At 71.4% G+C, this 15830-nt stretch carries 13 protein-coding genes; 9 read left to right on the top strand and 4 right to left on the bottom strand.

What is annotated here, in order from left to right; genetic code table 11:
- Positions 1-550: 550 nt before the first annotated feature.
- The 3 genes from ACIPC1_RS36860 (at position 551) to ACIPC1_RS36850 (ending at position 3570) form a co-directional block, all read left to right on the top strand.
- Positions 551-1363 (top strand): lytic transglycosylase domain-containing protein, encoded by an 813-nt coding sequence (locus ACIPC1_RS36860; RefSeq protein WP_402525351.1) that lies wholly within the window; start codon positions 551-553, stop codon positions 1361-1363.
- 23 nt (positions 1364-1386) lie between these two features.
- Positions 1387-2748: a hypothetical protein gene (locus tag ACIPC1_RS36855; protein ID WP_402525349.1), complete on the top strand. Its 1362-nt coding sequence runs from the start codon at positions 1387-1389 to the stop codon at positions 2746-2748.
- Positions 2749-2979: 231 nt separating this feature from the next.
- Positions 2980-3570 (top strand): sigma-70 family RNA polymerase sigma factor, encoded by a 591-nt coding sequence (locus ACIPC1_RS36850; protein ID WP_384378489.1) that lies wholly within the window; start codon positions 2980-2982, stop codon positions 3568-3570.
- Positions 3571-3612: 42 nt separating this feature from the next.
- Here the strand turns inward: ACIPC1_RS36850 and ACIPC1_RS36845 are convergent, their stop codons facing one another.
- Genes ACIPC1_RS36845 through ACIPC1_RS36835 form a run of 3 tightly spaced genes read right to left on the bottom strand, consistent with a single transcriptional unit; the run spans position 3613 to position 6448 of the window.
- The gene (locus ACIPC1_RS36845) at positions 3613-4713 is read right to left on the bottom strand and encodes a hypothetical protein (protein WP_402525346.1); all 1101 of its coding nucleotides are present in this window, start codon (positions 4711-4713) and stop codon (positions 3613-3615) included.
- Between the two features lie 14 nt (positions 4714-4727).
- Complete coding sequence (locus tag ACIPC1_RS36840; RefSeq protein WP_402525343.1) at positions 4728-5402, bottom strand: hypothetical protein; 675 nt, start codon at positions 5400-5402, stop codon at positions 4728-4730.
- Positions 5399-6448: an NlpC/P60 family protein gene (locus tag ACIPC1_RS36835; RefSeq protein ID WP_402525340.1), complete on the bottom strand. Its 1050-nt coding sequence runs from the start codon at positions 6446-6448 to the stop codon at positions 5399-5401. The genes ACIPC1_RS36840 and ACIPC1_RS36835 overlap by 4 nt, the downstream gene beginning before the upstream one ends.
- A 191-nt stretch (positions 6449-6639) precedes the next feature.
- Between ACIPC1_RS36835 and ACIPC1_RS36830 the strand changes: the two genes are divergently transcribed.
- From ACIPC1_RS36830 to ACIPC1_RS36805, 6 genes are all read left to right on the top strand, one after another.
- Positions 6640-7251, top strand: a complete 612-nt coding sequence (locus ACIPC1_RS36830; RefSeq protein ID WP_384378501.1) for a DUF6668 family protein — start codon at positions 6640-6642, stop codon at positions 7249-7251.
- Positions 7252-7276: 25 nt separating this feature from the next.
- Entirely contained in the window at positions 7277-7606 is a 330-nt protein-coding gene (locus tag ACIPC1_RS36825) for a hypothetical protein (protein WP_384378503.1), read from the top strand.
- Positions 7607-8176: 570 nt separating this feature from the next.
- Entirely contained in the window at positions 8177-8932 is a 756-nt protein-coding gene (locus tag ACIPC1_RS36820; RefSeq protein WP_402525338.1) for a hypothetical protein, read from the top strand.
- A complete protein-coding gene (locus tag ACIPC1_RS36815) occupies positions 8932-10218 on the top strand; it encodes a hypothetical protein (RefSeq protein WP_402525336.1) in 1287 nt (428 codons plus the stop codon). The genes ACIPC1_RS36820 and ACIPC1_RS36815 overlap by 1 nt, the downstream gene beginning before the upstream one ends.
- Positions 10205-11704: an SCO6880 family protein gene (locus ACIPC1_RS36810; RefSeq protein ID WP_402525334.1), complete on the top strand. Its 1500-nt coding sequence runs from the start codon at positions 10205-10207 to the stop codon at positions 11702-11704. Before ACIPC1_RS36815 ends, ACIPC1_RS36810 begins: the two co-directional genes overlap by 14 nt.
- A gap of 85 nt (positions 11705-11789) precedes the next feature.
- The gene (locus ACIPC1_RS36805; RefSeq protein ID WP_402525331.1) at positions 11790-13250 is read left to right on the top strand and encodes an ATP/GTP-binding protein; all 1461 of its coding nucleotides are present in this window, start codon (positions 11790-11792) and stop codon (positions 13248-13250) included.
- A 67-nt stretch (positions 13251-13317) separates the two neighbouring features.
- On the opposite strand, the gene ACIPC1_RS36800 is transcribed toward ACIPC1_RS36805, so the two are convergent.
- Positions 13318-14832 carry a hypothetical protein gene (locus ACIPC1_RS36800; RefSeq protein ID WP_402525329.1) on the bottom strand — a complete coding sequence of 505 codons (1515 nt, stop codon included), beginning with the start codon at positions 14830-14832 and terminating at the stop codon, positions 13318-13320.
- Positions 14833-15830 lie beyond the last annotated feature (998 nt).

Genomic DNA, 15830 nt, shown 5'->3' with positions numbered 1-15830 from the left:
GTGCGTGGTGACCCAGGCGACCTGTTGACCCTGGTGCCGCGACGGCGAACTACCGGCCGGCGCGGGGGGTTTGGGCAGCGCCGTACGGGCCGCGGGCCGCGCCGGCCTGACCGGTCTGGGGGACGCGGCGGGAGTCGGTGCTGTTTGTGCCTGTGCCTGTGCCTGAGCTGGTGCTCGTGCCGTAGGTACGGCCTGCGCCTGCGGCTGCGCCTGCGCCTGCGCTGGTGCCGTAGGTACGGCCTGCGCCTGTACTGCCTGTACCTGTGTTGCCTCTGCCGCCTGTTGCTGTGCCGCCTGTTGTGTGGTCGGCCCGCGGACCCACATCTGCGAACCGGCGGACGTTGCCGAAGGAACACCCATGCGCATCCACCCCTTCCCTCATGTCGCGTACTGCGACGGATCCCGGATTGAACTGATGGGCCGTCGTGTCCGTTGCGGCGTGCGTGCCCGCGGTGATCCGTCGGGCAGCGACTACGGGAAATCGGGCGACCTGGTTCAAGGGGTCCGGGGACGCATGTCCGGCAGACGAGGACAAGGGGTGTGACGGGTCGTGGCCGCAAGTGGGGGTGGGGACTCCGGGAGTTCCGCCGACGCGCAGAAGTACGCCACCTACATAGCCCTCGGCATCGGCGGCGGGACCGTGGGCTGCGTCATCGCCTTCGTGCTCCTGCTGCTGATCATCGCCGGGACGCTCGTCGCGTGCGCCCTCGGGTGGATCTTCTGGCCCCTCATGCTGCTCTGCAAGATCGGCATCCTGCACTGCGGCGACGACAGCGGCGGCGGCAGCCCCGTGGACACCGCGCAGGTCGTGTCGGCGTACTCCAGCAACGGGCGGGGCCCGCTGAACGACAGTGCCGTGCCGCCGGAGTACCTCGCGCGCATCGAGGACGCCGGGGCGGAGTGCCACCAGATGGGCGCCATGGTGATCGCCGCGCAGATCCAGACGGAGTCCCAGTTCAACGAGAAGCTGATCGGTCCCGACGGCGCCGAGGGCATCTCCCAGCTGCCGCCGGACAAGTTCAAGGAGTTCGGCAAGGACGACAACGACAACGACAAGACCTCGGCCCTGGACGCCGCCGACTCGATCATGGCTCAGGGCCGGTACATGTGTTCGCTGGCGGACGAGATCGACACCCTCATGGCCAACAACGAGGTCACGGGCGATCGCCTGGACCTGATGCTGGCGGCGTACGACGGGGGTCTGGACGCGGTCAAGCAGGCGAAGGGCGTGCCGGACAACTCGCGGGCGCAGAGCTACATCGTCAGCGTCAGGTCGTCGTTCGCCCTGTACTCCGCGGACGTCGACCTGACGGACGGGGAGGAGTACCCGACCTTCAGCCCGCGTCCCATGCCCAGTTACTGACCAGCACAGCAGGGAGGCACGACGTGTTCAGCAAGCGCATTCGTCAGGACCTACCGGACCCCACCGCACAGGACCACCACACACCGGACGACCCCGCGCCGACGGCGTCCCCCTTCGACGTACTCATCGACCACGACGGCAGTACGGCGGTCGACGGCGAACCCCTCCAGGTGCCGGAGGGCGAGCCGGTGCACATCGTGGTGCTGGACATGATGCACCGTCACGCACAGGCCCGGGGTGAGTGCGTCGAGGCGGTGATCTTCGACAGGCAGGGAGGTGAAGTCACCCTCGTCGAGGTCGCACCCGACGGTTCGAGCCGGGTCCTGCTGCACGAGAAACACGACGAGACGGGGGAGCCGGAACCCCGTTCGGAGGCCCCGCGGTCAGCTGCCGCGCCGCCTCAGGCTGCCGCTCCGCCTTCGGCCGTTGTCTCGCCGCCGACTGCGCTGCCGACTGCGGTGCCAGCTCCGGCGGTTGCTCCGGTGCCGACTGCCGTCCCGTCTGCGGCCGTTGCTTCGCCGTCGGTTGCCGTCCCGTCTCCGGCTGTCGCTCCGCCTTCGGCCGCTGCTCCCGGGCCGATGTCCGCTCCGCCGTCGGCCGCCGCCCTGCCTCCGACTGTCGCTCCGCCCCCGACTGCCGCTCCGCCCGCGGCAGTTGCTCCGCCGCCGGTCGCGGTCCGCCCGCCGGTCGCCGTCCGGTCTCCGGTCGTGGTCCCGCAGACCGGGCCGGCGCCCGCCGGAGCCGGGCGGCCGCCGGTCCCCGAGCCTCCCCGCTCCGGCCGAACACATCCCCCGGTCGTGGACAGGCCGGTTCCGGAGGCGGTTCCGGAGGCCATCCCCGAAGGGGTTCTGGAATCGGCCCCGGAATCGGCCCCGGAAGCGATCCCGGGACGGGTTCCGCAGGCCGTTCCGGAGGAACTCGCCGAACTCGTCGCGCTCGTCCGCCACTCCGTGGACGCCGGTGCGCTGGAGCAGGCGGCGGCGCTCGCCTTCCGGCTGCGGGAACACACCGCGCGCGCCTTCGGCCGCGAACACCCCTACACGCTTGAGGCCCACGCGCTGGAGGCATTCGTCGCCCACCGGAGCGACAACCACCGTCTCGCCGCGGCCACTTGTATCGAGCTCGCCCGGATCCGCCACCGGCAGGGCGACCCCCGGGTACGTGAGGAGCTGACCCGGGCGGCCGCCGCGTGGCTGTTGGTCGAGGACGTGCCGTCCGCCGTCGACCACGGCCGCGCGTTGCTCGCCGTACTGCTCGCCGTGTCGTCCACGCGTGGCGAACAGGGCGGCCGGACCGTGGTGGACGCCGCGTTGCCGCGGCTCGTCAATCGTCGTATGCGCGCCCTCACCGAGGCGTCGGACACCCGCGTAACCGGAGCGGCCTGAGGGGAAAAGCCCAGCTCAACGGTGTGACAGCGGCGGGGAGGGCCCGGTGGGGGCGCCCCCGCCGCTACGGATGCGCGGCCTCCGGTTCCGGCGGGATCCAACGGCCGCACGTAAATCGCTCGTCAACTCGACGTGGAACACGGCTCGCGAGACTCCCGGTGATCGGGGCTGTTGAACCCGGCCTCGACGCCCGACCTTCGCCACGAGGTCACAGAACGAGGGAGTACGACCTTGAGTTGGACCGTGATGGGATCCAACGGAGCCGTCGCTGCCCGGGAACGAGCGATGCGCACGCTGTACGACGACCACGCGAGGGACCTGTACCACTATGTCCTGCGGCTGCTGGGAGGCGATCGGCACAGAGCCGAGGACGTGGTGCAGGAGACGCTGCTGCGCTGCTGGCGCACGCAGAGCATGGAGGACAACCAGCCCCTGCGGCCATGGCTGTTCAGAGTCGCCCGCAACCTCGTCATCGACGAGTACCGGCTGCGGATGGCCCGCCCCCAGGAGGTCGACGGCACCGCCTGGCTGGACGAGCTGCTGGCGAAGTCCGACGACGTCGACCGGCTGCTCTCCTCGATGATCCTCCAGCAGGCGTTCAAGTCGCTCTCGTCCAAGCACCGACAGGTGCTGTACGAGACCTACTACACCGGCAGGTCGACACGCGAGGTCTCCCTCGCGCTCGGCATACCGCCGGGCACCGTCAAGTCCCGCCTATACCACGCGGTACGGGCGCTGCGCATGGCCCTGGGCATCGTGGAGACCCCCGACGAAGTGGTCGCAGGGAAGCACCCGGCCCAGTGGCACACGCCTGCCGCGTGACCGGTCCGGCCCGCTTCGGCGGACCACCGAACGACCCCGGTCTCACCTGGCCGTCCGGGTCTCCTGCGTCTCCTGCGTCTCCTGCGCGGGGCGCTCCCAGGACGGCATCGGACGCCGGGTCCGCACCCTGCCGGGCGGGCCCGCCGGGGCGATCTCCCGCAGCGGCTGTCCGCCCGCGACGCGGGACGCCTCCAGCCGCGCCCGGTGTTGTACGGCGGCGGTGAGCGCCGCGCCGCCCTCACCTGGGATCTGGTTGCGCAGCCGGACCACGGCGACGGCGGCGGACAGCGCGGGGTCCAGGTCGGTGATCTGTAGCCAGAGCGCCTGGGCGCGGGCCGCCGCGGCCTCGGCCCGCTCGCCGTCCCCCTGGTAGTGCCAGCGCTCGGCAACGTCGCGGAACAGCTGTACGCCGCCGAGGGCGTTCCCGGACAGGGCGGTGACCCGGGCCCGGATCTCGCGGATGCGCAGGGCGTCGGGGTGGGAGACCCCGAGAGTGCCGGCGGCCTGCTCGTCCAGCCGCGAGGCGAGCGAGGCGGCCTTCCCGACGCGCCCTGTCCGAAGAAGCTTCGTGACGAGGGCCAGGGACTCGGCGTACTCCACGGGATCTGTTCGCGGGTCGGTTTCGGGCTCGTGGCCGACGTGGCCGACATGGGCCCCCGCCGGACCGAGCCGACGCGAAGCGACCACCACCGCCGTACTCGGTCCCGGCCGGATCGGCACGGCCGTCACGGGGTGCCCGCTCGACGGAGGCCCTGGTGAGTTCCGTACGGCGATCGTGCCCCCGCCGGTCTCTGCCGACAGCCGTGGCGCAGCCGACTCCGCGGGCCGGGCCGAGGACTTGTCGTGGCGCTTCTTCGTCGCCTTGGCCTTGGCGCGCTGTCCGCCGCCCGGGAGTTCCCCCACCGCTCCCTCGGGCGAAATGACCAAATGCCATACGGTGCCGTCCGGTTCGGTGGCCTCGGCCCGTACGGGACGGCCGAGGCGGGTGGCCGCCGCGGCCACGGTGTCGATGGCCGAGGCGCGGTCGGGATGCCCGTGCGCGGGCACCGACGGGCCGGAGGCTTCGACCTGGCCGCCGTCGTGCACGGTGAGGGCGTAGACCGGCCACGCGGGCACTTCCGCGTCCTCATACGTCGTGGGCATGAAATCCCTCCGGGCTAGGGGACATTGACGTCGGCGATACGCCACGCGTCGTCGGCTGCCGTGCGGGTGAGGTGCACATACGCCACGACGGTGGTGGCGCTGCCCGCCCACCCGTCGCGGCCGAACGGGGCGGCGGTGACGGTCCACTGCCGCCACGCCTCGGTGCCGGTGTCGCCGGGCTTGGCGGCGTCCTCGGCGTTCCGCACCGTGACGACGGTGTACGCGCGGTGGCCCGCCCACTCCCGCCACTGGGCGCCGGGAACCGAACGGGGCCGGTACGCACGCAGCCGTGCCGCGTACGCCTTGGTCAGCCAGCCCGCGTCCGCGGCGCGCACCATGGCGTCCTGCGGGCCGCTGTCGATGTCGGCGTCGAAGGTCCACATCACCTTGAGCGCACCCCGGCCGACCGCGTCGGCGTCCCGCTGGTCGACGTCGGCGGGCCGGGTGACGCCTCCCTTGGGGGTGCCCTTGGCGCCCACGGGCAGGGGTGCGGCCTCGCGGGCGTCGGACGGGGTCGGATACGGGCCGGTGCCGGTCGCGGCGGGAACCGACGGGTGGTCGGCCGGACCCTGGTCGCCGCCGGAGCCGCACCCACCCAGGGTGAGAGCGAGCGCGAGCACGGTGACTGTCACTGTCACTGTCACCTTCACGGTCGTGGCGGCGCTGTCCCGCGTGCTGGGCGGAGTCATCCGAACCGCCTCACTTTCTGGCTCTTCGAGGTGTAGTAGGGGTCGTCGAGGTTGCTGATCCTGACGACGTCTCCGGTCTTCGGGGCGTGGATGAACTGCCCGTGGCCGAGGTAGATGCCGATGTGGTCGTAGCTGCCGTTCAGCTTGAAACCGATCACGTCGCCGGGCCGCATGTCGTCGCGTGCCACCGCCTTGCCCGCGCCGACCTGGAGGCTGGAGACGCGCGGCAGGAGCAGTTCGCCGCCGCTGGCCTGGTAGACCGCGTACTGGACGAGGCTGGAGCAGTCGAACCCGATCGTGTTCGCGCCCTGGGCGAATCCGCGCCCGGGGCCCTCCGGCCCGCCGCCGCCCCACGAGTACGGCGTGCCGAGCCACTTCTCGGCGGCCGCCACCACGCGGTCACCGAACGCGCCGCCCTGCTCGGCCGGTTGGGCGCCGGTGAAGTCGGCCATCGACTCGATGATCCTGGCGACATAGGCCTGGGTCTCCGGGTACGGAGGCACGCCGCCGTACTGCTGGACCGAGCCGGGGCCCGCGTTGTAGGCGGCGAGCATCAGCCGGGTCGGGTCGCCCTGCGCGCCCATCGCCTTGACCTTGTCGGCGAGCCAGCAGTCGTAGCGGGCCTGCGTCATGATGGCGTCGCCCGGGGTGAACGGGTCGGCCACGCCATCCGGTTGGGGGCCGCCGTCCCGGCTGGCCGCGTCCACGCCCCAGGTCGCCCAGGTGCCGGGGACGAACTGGCTGAGCCCCTGGGCGTCGGCGGGACTCACCGCGGTCGGGTCCCAGTTGGACTCCGCCTTGATCTGTGCGGCCACCAGAGGAGCGCTGACCTCCTCGCACTGCCGGCCGGCCCGTTCGATCCACGTCACGTACTGCGCCGGAACGCCCTTGGCGTCGAGCGTGGTGGCGAACCCCGCGGGTGCGGCGGCCTGTTCCTGGTCCACGGAGCCCAGCACGGACAGGCCGACGAGCGAGCCGATCAACGCCAGGACACTGCAACCCGTCACCAGCAGGGTCGATCGGGCCTGCGCGGTATGGCCGGTCATCTGCATCCCCCCGAATAGACCTGCGGTCCCGGAGCCGAGTGCTCCGGTAGGCGCCACGAAGCGCGCTCTGAGAGAGCCTCAACTCGCCCTGAACTTCGCATTTCTGATAAGTCATTACTTGTGTTGTATTGCTAACTTATGTGTACTATCGGCGTGTTGGGTCAGTCGAGTCAGCAGTGGAAGGAGTTGCCGTGGCGGGTGAGGTACCGGTCATCAATCCCTGGTTGCCGCAGTCACGCCCTTCCGGGGGCAGCAACGGGAAATCCCTGCGATCGGTTCAGGAGTTGTCGACAGGGCTCACCGGCCCGTTGGCACCCCAGGGCGCGGGAGTGCCGCGGCCCGACCGGGCGCTTCCTGTCGCCCGGCCGCGGCCCGGTACCGATCACGGCTGGTGGTGGCTCGGCGTGCACGGCGGCGCGGGTGTCACCACGCTGGAGCGGGCCGTGCCCGGCGGCCGGGACGCGGGCCTCGCCTGGCCGGTGTCCGTGGAGTCCCCGTCGGTCGTGCTCGTCGCCCGCTCCGGCGCGAACGGCATCGAAGCCGCGCAGAACGCCGCGCGGCAGTGGGCCTCGGGCATGGTCCCCGGCGTCGACCTGCTCGGCCTGGTCGTCGTCGCCGACGCCCCCGGTCGGCGCCCCCGGGTGCTGCAGAACCTGGTGCGGCTGGTCTCCGGCGCCGTGCCCCGCCTGTGGGAGGTCCCGTGGGTTGAGCCTTGGCGGCTCGGCGAATCGCCCACGGAGCACCTGCCCAAGGAGTGCGCGCCGCTGGCGCGCGACCTGTCCCGACTCACCCGACCCGCTTAGCCCGACCCGCTTAGGGAGAACCCCGTTGTCCAGCCTGCTGGCGGTCGTTCTGGACGCCTCACCGCACATGGCCCCACTTGCCCACCTGGCAGCCGCGACCCCCGTGCCCTCGGGGCCGCCGGACGTCGGCGGAGGCGAGGCGCCACCCGGCGCCGAAGGACTGCTCACCGTGCTGAAGTGGGTGGCCTGGAGCGTCACCGCCCTCTGCGTCGCGGGCATCTTCGGCGTGGCCGCCAGGATGGCCCTCGACCACTCCCGGGGCGGCGCCCGCGAGCACGCCAGGGGCCTCGGGTTCGTGTTGGGCGCCTGCCTGCTCGTCGGCTCCGCCTCCGGCATTGTCGGCGCGCTCGTCTAGGGGCCCGGGGGTCGGCCAGGAGCCGACGCGAGCTGAAAGCCCGTACGGCGATCCCGCCTTCCGGCGACCGGGCCACCCGACTACCCGTCATCCGGCTGCTCGTCCCCCGACTCCCCGTCACCCGGCTACTCGTCCCCGGCCACCCGTCATCCGGCTGCTCGTCCCCCGACTCCCCGCCACCCGGCAGCTCGTCCCCGGCTACTCGTCCCCTGCCACCCGCTGTCCGGCTGCTCGTCCCCGACTCGTCCCCGACAGTTCGTCCCCGACTCCCGTCACCCGGCTACTCGTCCCCGGCCACCCGTCATCCGGCAGCCCGTCCCCGGCTACTCGTCCCCTGCCACCCGCTGTCCGGTTGCTCGTCCCCGACTCGTCCCCGACAGTTCGTCCCCGACCCCCGTCACCCGGCTACTCGTCCCCGGCTGACCGCTGTCCGCCTACTCGTCCCCCGAGCGCCCGACACCCGACCACCCATCACCCGACAACTCGCCCCCCCGTCCCCCACCACCCGCCCCCCGTCCCCCACCACCCGTCAGTCGTCACCCCACAACCCACGAGGATGAGGGAGGGAAAATGGCAGAGTCCGGCGACCGCGCGGTGGTCGGTGAGCCGCGCAGTCCGTGGTTGAGTACCGGCTTTGTCCTCGCCGCCGCGTTCATCGGCTTCATCGCCGTCATCGGGACAGTGCTCGCCGTCACCTCGGACACCTCCGCGAGCGGCGGCTCAGGCACGGCGGAGACACCCGCCGCCCGTGCCGCGGGCCTGCCGTCCGGATCCGTGACCGACGGCGCCGCGTGCCCCGAACTGGCCGACAACGAGCAGGACTTGCCCACGTCCGCCCCCACGGACGTGACCTGGACCCTGTACGGCAGCGTCGCCCTCCCCTCCTCGAAGGAGGCGGGCCCCGCCGCAGCCGGCAAGGACGTGGCGCGCTGCTACGCGCACACCCCCGTCGGCGCCCTGCTGGCCACCAGCCAGATCAGCGTGCGCTATCTGGCCGCCGACGACTGGCTGAAGGTGACCCGCACCCAGACAGTGGGCGCGGGCCGCGATGCCTACATCACCGACCGGACCGAGGCGGAGGAGACGGCGGCCCCGGTCGGAGACGGCGGCTCCCACGGGCAGATCGCCGGATTCAGGTTCGTCACCTACAACGACACCACCGCGGTGATCCAGACCGTGTGGCGGTTCCCGGACGGGCAGATGCAGGCCGCCACCACGACGGTGCTGTGGCAGGACGGGGACTGGCGGCTGGAGTACCCGGCCGCCCCGGCCGACCCCGCCCCGGTCGACTCGCTCGCCGGATACACCCAGTGGGGAGGCGTCTGATGGCGGGCTGCGACTTCGGCTGGATACCGCCCACGGTCGGCGGTTACTGCGTGGGGAACGGAACCGGGACGGCCCCGAAGGACCTCGGCGACACCGGGTTCGACGACATAGCCGAGAGCGCCGCGCAGGCGGCGAGCACCACCGTCAAGGCACTCGGCAGCGCCTGGATGGACCTGGGCAGTCCCGACCTGGGCGAGGACGGCGGCCCGGTGGCGTTCCTGCGCGGCTCCACGCTCTGGTTCACCACGTTCACCGCCGTACTGTGTCTGCTCGTCGCGGCCGGGCACCTCGCCTGGCAGCGCCGCGGCGAGCCCGCCCGGCAGGCCCTTCAGGGGCTGCTCAACCTGGTGGTCGTCTCCTCCGCCGGGGTCGCCACGGTCAATCTGCTGGCCGAGGCGGGAGACAAGTTCAGCGTCTGGATCATCGACAGGTCCACCGGCTGCGGGCAGATCAGCGCCACCGGCGAACCGGTGGCGAGCTGCGTGGCCGAGTTCGAGAAACGCACCTCGGCCATGCTGGCGCTGGGCGAGGCGGACTCGTCGTTCCTCGTCCTGATCATGGCCATTCTGGTGATCGCCGGCAGTGTGGCGCAGATCGCGCTGATGATCGTACGGATGGCCATGCTGGTGATCCTCACCGGCACGCTGCCGCTGGCGGCGGCGGCCAGCTCCACCGCCACCGGCCGGGTCTGGTTCCGCAGGTCCGTGGGCTGGCTGCTCGCCTTCGTGCTGTACAAACCGGCCGCGGCCGTCGTGTACGCGGCCGCGTTCTCGATGTCCGGCCAGACGCAGGACAACGACGTCGTCTCGATGGTCTCCGGCGTCGTCCTGATCGTCCTGGCCTGTTTCACGTTGCCCGCGCTGATGCGGTTCGCCGCCCCCGTCGTACAGGCGGCGGTGTCCGGGACGGGCCGTGCGGGAAGGGCGTCCGCCGGTGCCGGCGGCGCGGCCGTGGCCACCGGGGCGCTGCCGGTTCCCATGCTGCGTGGCCCGGCCGCCGGGCGGTCGGTGTCCGGGGCCGCCGTGAACCCGGACGGGACGAGAACCACCGGCGCGCGCGCCACGGCGGCCGCGAAGGCGGGCGGCCCGGTGCCGCCACGGGGCGCCGACGGGGCGCGCGGCGCACCGGACGGCGAGCAGACCGCGGGCGACGCCGCCCGGCCCGTACGTCCGCAGGACAGCGGAGAGACAGAGCCCGAGCACCGGTGGGAGGCGACGGCGCCCGTGTTGTTGCCCGCCGGGCCGCACACCCCCGACCAGCAGGAGGAGTCCCGTGGCAGTCACTGAGGCGACCCAACCCCGCACGTACGGCAACTTCCGCAAGCCCCGTACCTCCGGCCTGCGGGGTCTGTCCCTCGGGGCGACCCTGCTGCTGTTCGCCGGGCTGATCGCCGTCGTCCTGGCCACGCTGGTCTCCGTGTGGGCCGCGCTGGTCCTGGCGCTGGTGCTGGTGACGGTGCTGGCCCCGCTGGCGCTGCGGGACCGGCACGGCCGCACCCTGATGCAGCGCGGCGCGGTCCGGCTGGCCTGGCGGCGCACCACCTCGTCCGGCGGTCACCAGTACCGCTCGGGTCCGCTGGGCCTGACCGGCTACGGCACCTGCCAACTCCCGGGCCTGGCGGCCGAGTCGACCCTGACGGAGGCGCGGGACGGCTACGGACGCCCGTTCGCCGTGATCACGATTCCGGCGACCGGCCACCACACCGTCGTCATCTCCTGCGACGCGGACGGAGCCGCCCTCGTCGACGAGCAGCAGGTCGACATCTGGGTGGCCCACTGGGGCCAGTGGCTGTCCGCCCTGGGCGCCGAGCCGGGCCTCGTCGCCGCGAGCGTCACCGTGGAGACGGCCCCCGACTCCGGCGTACGACTCCAGCAGGAGATCGCGGCCAACGCCGTCCTCGGGGCCCCCGACCTGGCCAGGTCGATGCTGCGGGAGGTACTGGCCGCCTATCCCGCCGGTTCGGCGCAGATCGCCACGCGGATCGCGCTGACCTACTCCGGCGCCGCTCGCGAGGGCACATCCCGCCGCAGCGTCGAGGACATGGCGCTGCACATCGGCACCCGCCTGCCCGGTCTGACCGCCGGGCTGTCCATGACCGGCGCCGGCACGGCCGTGCCGATGACCGCGACCGAGCTCGCCGAGGCGGTACGCGTCGCCTACGACCCCACTGTGGCGTCCCTGGTGGAGGAGGCGCGCGGCTCCGGCGGCAGCGGGCTGACCTGGGACCAGGCCGGACCCATGGCGGCCCAGGAATCCTGGGACCACTACCGGCACGACGGGGTGTTCAGCGTGACCTGGGCCATGACGGAGGCTCCGCAGGGCGAGGTGTTCTCCAACGTCCTCACCGCCCTCGTACAGCCCAACCGCGACATCGCCCGCAAGCGGGTCACCCTGCTCTACCGCCCGCACACCCGGGCCGAGGGCGCCCGGGTCGTCCAACAGGACTACAAGAACGCCCTGTTCACCGCCCAGCAGTCGCAGGTCGGTCAGGCACGCGACGACGCGGAACTGACGGCGGCACGCAGGACCACCGAGGAACAGGCCCAGGGCCACGGGGTGATCCGCTTCGGACTGCTCTTCACGGCGACCGTCAACTCCGCCGACGAACTGGCGACGGCCGCCGCCACCGTGGACAACCTGGCACCCGCCGCCCGCATCGCGGTGCGGCCCGTCTACGGCTCGCAGGCGGCGGCGTTCGCCGCGGCGCTGCCGCTGGGGCTGGTACTGCCGCTGCACACTGCGTTGCCGCAGACGGTGCGGGATTCGATGTAGATCGCGGCGCGTGCCTCGATCCACGACAGCTCGATCCAGGACAACTCAATCCAGGAACAACTCGATTCAGTACAGGGGAAGTTCAATGGCACGCACGACCAGGGAGCCCCGAACGCCGCGCGCCACGTCCCGGGGCTGGCCCGGCCATGGCGGCGGCATGGTGGGGTACGTGGATCCCGCCCCGGAATGGCGCGGCACCTCGGTGCAGGTGTGCGGGCTGTGGCCGTTCGGCGCGGGTGCGGGGACGCCCATGGTCGGGGTACCGCTGGGCCGCGACCTCGACTCGGGGGCCACGGTGTGCTGCGACCCCGTGTCATGGTTCACGCGTACGGGCCTGCTGGCCAACCCCTCGATGTTCGTGCTGGGCCGCCCGGGCCTCGGCAAGTCGACGATCGTACGACGTATGGCACTTGGCCTCTCCGGCTACGGCGTCCACCCGCTGATCTTCGGCGACCTCAAGCCCGACTATGTGGACCTGATCAGGGCGATCGGCGGACAGGTCATCAGCCTGGGCAGAGGCCGCGGCAACCTCAACGTCCTGGACCCCGGCGCGTCGATCGAAGCCGCGTCCCGGCTCACCGGCGACGCACGTCACCGGCTCCTCGCCGACATCCACGGCCGGCGTCTCCACATGGTCTCCGCGCTGATCACCATCCTGCGCTCGGCACCGCCGACCGACCGTGAGGAGACGATCATCTCGGCGGCGCTGAACGTCCTCGACGACCGGCACGGACCGGGCGACATACCCGTACTCGGCGACCTGGTGCGGGTCATCAAGGAGGCCCCGGAGTCGGTGCGGGCGGTCGCCCTGGACCGTGGCGACATCACCCGCTACCAGGACATCACCGAGAACCTGGAGGCGTCGCTGACCGCGCTGCTCGGTGACGGCCGGCTGGGCGGCACCTTCGCCCAGCAGACCACCGAGCCGATGAAGCTCGACCGGCCGGTCTGCTTCGACATCAGCGGCATCGACGACAGCGAGGTCCTGCTCCAGGCCGCGGCGCTGCTGTCCTGCTGGTCCTACGGCTTCGGCGCGGTCTCCGCGGCGCACGCGCTCGCGGACGCGGGACTGGAGCCGCAGCGCAACTACTTCCTCGTCATGGACGAGTTGTGGCGGGTCCTCCAGGCGGGCCGGGGGCTCGTCGACCGGGTCAACGCCCTCACCCGCCTGGACCGGCAGCGCGGAGTCGGCCTGGCCATGATCACCCACAGCCTCGACGACCTGCTCGCCCTCCCCACCGAGGAGGACCGCACCAAGGCCAAGGGCTTCGTCGAACGCGCGGGCATGGTGATCTGCGCGGGCCTGCCCCCGGCCGAGATGCCGCAGCTCGCCCAGATCGTCGAGCTGACCGAGCCGGAGAAGCGTCTCCTGGTCGACTGGTCCACCCCGCCGGCATGGGACGGCGCCAACGGCCGCCGTACCGACCCGCCCGGCCTCGGCAACTTCCTGATCAAGGTCGGAAACCGCCCCGGCATCCCCCTGCACGTGGACCTGACGGCGGCGGAGCTGGAGGTCAACAACACGAACAAGAGGTGGAACAAGTAGAGCGGTCTCGGTGCGCCGAGGGACGGTGCCGGGCGGCGTCAACGCGGCCCGGCACCGTCCCTTCCGCTCACACGGTGAACCTGACGGCCTGCAGCCAGAGGGAGTTGTCCTGGGTGCCGCCCCAGATGAAGTTGCCCGGCGCCTGGCCCGTGGGCTGGTCGCATCCCAGCCCGCCCCAACGGCCGTTGACGGCCGCGTTCTGGCAAACCGCGCCGTCACCCACGTTGATGACGAAGCCCAGGATGTACGGGTAACTCGCTTTGGTGGAGCCGATGTAGTTGTCGACGCCATCGACCGCCCCGTTCCAGGGGGCCTTCCATTCCTCGATGTGGACCCAGGCACTGGAGGCCGTGCCCTTCGTACCCGCCGTCGCCGTGTTGATCGACTTGATCTTCTGGCTGGTGCCCACACGTCCGGCCGTGGTGCCGTCGCACGCCGGCTTCTGCCAGCCGTCCTTGTCGAGGTACACGCGGTAGCAGATGTGCCGCCCGGGGTCCCTCGCCGCCAACTTCATGACGGCCTCCGCGGCGGTCTCCTTGTGGGGCTTGGGCGTTGTCGGCGCCTTCGGCTTCGCCGTGGTCTTCGGATTCGTCTTCGTCTCCGGTTTTGGTTTTGCCGAGGTGGATGCTGAGGGAGAGGGGGAGCGCGACGGTGAGGGGGAGCGTGACGGTGCGGGTGACAGGGATGGTGATGGGCTGGGGGAGGTGGAGTAGCTCGGTGTGAGTTCGACTGGCGTGGGTGAGGTGGTGTCGGCGGCTGTGGAGTCGGCGGCCCGGTTCTGACCATCCTGGCCTTCGCCGCCGCCCGAGCCGCTGCCGAGCATGACCAGGGGGACGACGATGACTGCGGCTGCTACGACGCCTGCTATTCCTACGCCGAGGGGGCGTTTGAGGAACGAGGGCGGCTCGTACTCGTCGTCAGACTGGCGGAGGATCTTCTTCCGGATGTTGCCCAGGCCGAGGTTCGGGACGCTGAGAGCGGGGGCTGAGATTCTCGGCCTTGGCCGCTCCGGCACGAGGGCCACCGCGTCATCGTCGTCGCCATCATTGTGGTCGTTGTCGTCAGTAGCGGCGTAGCCATAGGCAGCGTTGTAGTCACCGGCGGCGTCGTAGCCATCCGCATCCGCATCCGCATCCGCATCCGCATCCGCATCGGTATCAACACCGGTATCGGTATCGTCGTCGATGTCGGAGAAGTCGGGCTGGTCCGCGGGCTGTTCGGACCCGGCGTCCTCGGCGGAGTCTTCCTGGCGTTGTTCGACCAGTTTGCTGGAGCCGTCGGGTGCGACCTCGACGATGGCGACGTATCCCGCGGACGGGTCGGAAATCGCCGCTCTTACGGTGGTGTTGCGGTTGCGGGCGTATCCGTGGAGCGTGTCGAGGATCGCGACGTCGACCGATTCGCCTCCCATCACGGGTACGGGAATGCCGTCGATGGAGGCGGAGCCGTCGCCGGCGACGATCACGGGAATGGTCCCGGGCGTCTCCTGGGCGGCACTCTGTGAGCCGCCGTCCACCGGTTCCCCGGGTGCGAGGTGCTTGTCCCCCGAGATCGGCTCGTCCTCTTCTTCACCCAGGCCCATGCCTATCCCCTCCTGACGTTGCCGCCCGTGTGGCCCCGATCCGGATTCTCGACGAACCCGAACCGCCCGGCCAGAACACGGGCGCGGTCCCTGCACAACGCCGCAACGGGGCCCGAGGGTAAACAGTTCAATCCGCGGTCGCGACCGATCTCACCGAGGCCGCGCAGTGAACCAGTCGGGTCCCTTTCCCGTGGAGGTGGCGAGGACGCGATCCCCCGGCGGCCTCCCTGTCGGCACCGGACCCGGCGGCTCCTATGTGACGCCGCCGGGTCCGGTCCTCTGGAGACGGACTCCTGCCGCATCCGATTCCTCACCGACGCAACGATCCGGAGCCGCAGCTGTGGGAATTCTGAGAGCTGTCGGACGGGCGGCACGGTGGATCGGGCGGCAGATATGGCGGACGAAGGGCATCTGGGGGCCGGCGCTGGTCCTGGGAGCCGTGGGATTCGCGCTGGCAGGGCCGCTGGGGCTGGGGCTGGCGCTGCCGTTGGCGGCCGCGCTGGGCGCTGGGGGAGGGGCGGCGCTCGGGCTTTCCATGGGGATGAGGCGGAAGACGGGGCAGCTGCGGGAGAGGGCAGCGTTGCAGGCACAGGAAGCCACGAACTCGTCGAAGCAGGCGCAACTCCCGGAACCTGACCAGGGGCTCAAGGAGCCGAAGCAGCCAAAGGATCTCGAAGAGTCCCAGAGGTTCCAGGAGTTCCAGCAGCGGAGTAGGTGGACCAGGGCTTCCCAGTCCACGGCTCCCGATTCACGCCAGAATCCGTGGCCGGAGAACTCGCGTACTGATACCGATACCGATCGGTCGCAGTCAGTGCCACCGACGCCGACACCGAGGCATTCGGTGGACATAGCCGGGATGATGCCCAACGGTTTCTCCACGGACAGGGAGTCGCGCCCACGTGGAGATTCCCATGCGGGGCGCCCGCGCGAGGAGTCCCGTGAACGGAGCCGCCCACGCAGTCGCGGAAAATGAGTTCCGGACCCCACGCCAGCGGCAC

The organism is Streptomyces sp. NPDC087263, from assembly GCF_044744645.1.
Taxonomy (GTDB): Bacteria; Actinomycetota; Actinomycetes; order Streptomycetales; family Streptomycetaceae; genus Streptomyces.
This window is presented reverse-complemented; position numbering and strand designations above follow the sequence as displayed.